Below are 3443 nucleotides of genomic sequence, written 5' to 3'. Positions count from 1 at the left end.
GGCGAGGAAGATCAGATTAATCGTAGCGAGAATCTTTGTCTTATATCATAGGCTTGATGGATAAGCAAAGCCATATCATCAAAGAGACTAAACTATCTATAAAAACCGTTGAACAATCGGTGCTGAGGCGGATCCCCATACTACAATGGTGATGGGTGGGCATAGCTACGATTAAAAAAGCCCGCCAAACCGAGATCTCATGTATAAAAATTCTGCTCTATATGGATGTGCAATGGTTTCAATCCACACAATCTGAAACCTATATTTGTTGCTTGATTACATTGATGCTTGCTCTCACAACGCCGGCGCGGATGCGAGTATGAGGCGATATCATACAAAGTTTTCCAACATTATCTTTAAAGAACTTCTCTTGATTAGAACTGAATGGAATTTCTCCAAATCCATTAATGAGTACTATGGAAGCAGGTATGTTTTCCTGTCCAGTGTTTATCACTCCTTGCTCGAAACCTAAGTATTGTATCAGATCTCCTTGGTTGATTGAAGGAAAGATTATGCCTTTGGCATTTTGCTTAATCTGTTCTAAATCTTTATAAGAGGGGCGATAAGGAATTACAACAATACTATTTTCTGGAATGCAACTATCCGAAGAATTAGAAAGCCAAACAAGTGTGCCATGAGTTGCGTAGCCCCAACCAATGCTGCCATATAATCTTGAAGCATAATATGAAATCCGGACAGCCTTCTTATCTTCAATCTGCCTAACAATTCCCTCCACATGAGCTTTATAGTTATAGGGATTACTCTTATATTGGATTGTAATCATACCCGAGTGTGAGTTAAAATCTGTAACATGCCCAGTGTTGGGACTTATAGCTGTGCGGATCTTATTGGGCTTCATAATTTTTGCAAGCGTATCTCCTTCGTACACAAAATCTCCCAGTTTCTTAATTACATAATGCTTTACACGCTTTGGAGGAATCTGGAGTTCTGATGACAGATCAATTTTGCTCGGTTTTGTGCTGTATCGTTGAATCTCTGAGAGAATCACTATTCCGGTTTTGTAATCAAGATACTCTACCTTCCCTCGTACTGGGGAATGGTGTGAATTGCGCAACCCATATTCTGGCAGAGGAAGTCTGATTGTTTCAGAAAATGTGACTTCTTGCCCAGCTTGAACGACAATCGCCTCTTTTAGTGTTGGTTCCGGTATCAAGGTTCCGTCAGGATTTGTGTTTACCACAAACAAGCGAGGTGGGTTGTATAGATTCTGAGCAACAACATCTTCGGGATAAACCTTATCGCCAACTTGTTTAATAATATCACCATTGTAAGGCAATTCAACATCATAAGAGAATTCAGAATCCTGAGGAAGCATAGTATTGGAAAATTGCGAGAAGCTATCATCAACTTGGTATAGATTCAATAGCTTATCCATTCTCTCATCATAAGCGTCTAAATCAGATCTGGTGTCCACAATTATCGGAAGGTCTGTAACAATTGATGTTTCGGATATATCACCCGTTATCATACATTTTTTAAAAGCCTTCATTCTCAAATTTCTGTTGTTTTTCTCTGGGATGAACAACAAGTCGTTGGCAGAAATTGTTTTGATAATACCATCATACTCCAGTTGAAGTATATTGTGTTTTTTGTTGTTGGGGAAAATCGGGCGAATATGTAAGGCAAGGTATTTAACACACTCTTTATTTAAGATGTTACGAGCAAGGTGGTCTTCATTACAGGACAACACACCAAGATGGGGACTAATAAAATGTTTATCTATAGCTAGTTTGGTTATCCCCACAGGTTTGAATCCAGAGATTAAGATATCTGCGCATTGTAATGAATTTGAGGCATTGGCAAACACGCCTCCTGCTCCTATAATCAATTCAATATCACTGGGATAAAAATGGAATGATTCCTCATTGGCGATGTAATTGAATTTTGCCTCAAATTTGTCTTTGCCAGCAGCCTTAAGGGCGTCTAGATAGCCGACCTTTTCTTTGCTATAATGCATATCCTGATGTTGAATGTAAGCTTGCATAATTGCGCATTTGGCCAAAGCATGCTCAATACGTTGTTCTTTGGATCCGTGAGGAATTTGAGTAGGGTATAAGGTTTTATTGCCAATATAGTTTCGTACGCATTCTTCACTAATTGTTGGGGGCAAGAGCTTGAGTAGGGATTCTATTCCACTTTCTTTCATTACATTTAAAGCACTGTAACTCATACCAAGATTTGCGCTTACAGTGCGTTGGAAATGTGTGTGTAAATGAGTAAACACATCTGTAGTAGCTCCCCCTATGTCGAAGAGAATTGCTTTTTGGGATGCGGTTTCGTCCATAAGCTTTAAAGTGTTCATTACTCCATTGGGAGTGGGTAAAATCGGTGCATGCACAAGTTTCTTTACACTGCTATATCCCGGAGCTCTTTCCATAACGTTTTCCATAAAGATTTCCTGAATCTTATCACGGGTAGGCTTAAGATTCTCGGTTTGCATGCTGGGACGCAGATTAGGTAAAATGTGTAAATCAAAATCGTTTGAGATCATTCTTGTTATCAAATCGACGGTTGAGTTATTGCCAGCAAAGATAGTTGGAATTTTTACGTTGGTACTAAACTTTGGCATAGGCTTGGCAATGCGTAAGATCTCGGCTAAGCGTAGCACAGAGCTAATTGCCCCACCGTCTGTACCTCCAGAGAGTAGAATCATATCAGGTCTGAGGTTACGCATAGCAAGCATTTGTTCGATAGAGCTACGATTGTCGTTTATGGCAAACACATCCAAAATAATGCCTCCTGCTCCGTAAGCGGCTCTTTTTGCGCTGCTGGCACTATCGAATAGGGTAAGCCCAATTACCAATATTTGTAATCCGCCGCCAGCGCTGCTTGTGCTGTAGTACTTTATTCCTTCTACGAATTGGATACTACTTGATGATGCATCGTTGGTCAAGAGCGTTATTCCATTTTTCTGTTCGATTGCTTTTATGGAGTTGAATACTCCAATTCTAACATCGTTGAATGGGGCTTCAACTGTTGTATCGGCATGTTCAATGGCAACGAGGTTGGTAGCGTCAATATCTATCAAAACGGCTTTTGTCGTTGTGGATCCGATATCAGTGATTAGAGCGTAATGATCTTTATCCATAAATTGTGATCTCCATTTCTCATATATTTGGGTATTACACAGTAGGGTTTTATATACTCAATCGGCATAGAATTCTTCGATCTCTTTCATCCAATGCGGAATATCTATGTGCTGTGGGCATTTAGCCAAACAAACACCGCATTGAGTGCATTTGTCGGCACGAGCTTCTTCTGAGATAAAAGCTAAGTAATCGCGTTTTTGAGCGTCTTTATTACCAAACATCAAAGCTTCAGCATAATTACCTAACACATTGGGAATAGATACATTGTGAGGGCAAGGCAAGCAATAACGGCATTCAGAACACAGATAAGGAATGCGGCTAAGATAAGCTTTG

2 protein-coding genes are annotated in these 3443 nt (G+C 39.9%); both read right to left on the bottom strand.

Translation table 11 applies throughout. The annotated features are described in order from the left end of the window. Positions 1 to 259: 259 nt before the first annotated feature. Complete coding sequence (locus LHW48_07305) at positions 260 to 3109, bottom strand: glutamate mutase L (GenBank protein ID MCB5260261.1); 2850 nt, start codon at positions 3107 to 3109, stop codon at positions 260 to 262. A gap of 57 nt (positions 3110 to 3166) precedes the next feature. Further along, positions 3167 to 3443 (bottom strand): 4Fe-4S dicluster domain-containing protein (locus LHW48_07300; protein ID MCB5260260.1); only part of this gene is annotated, 277 nt, incomplete at its 5' end.

Source organism: Candidatus Cloacimonadota bacterium (assembly GCA_020532355.1).
Classification (GTDB): Bacteria; Cloacimonadota; Cloacimonadia; order Cloacimonadales; family Cloacimonadaceae; genus UBA5456.
Note: the sequence above shows the minus strand (reverse complement) of the source record. Positions and strands in the feature narration are given on the sequence as shown.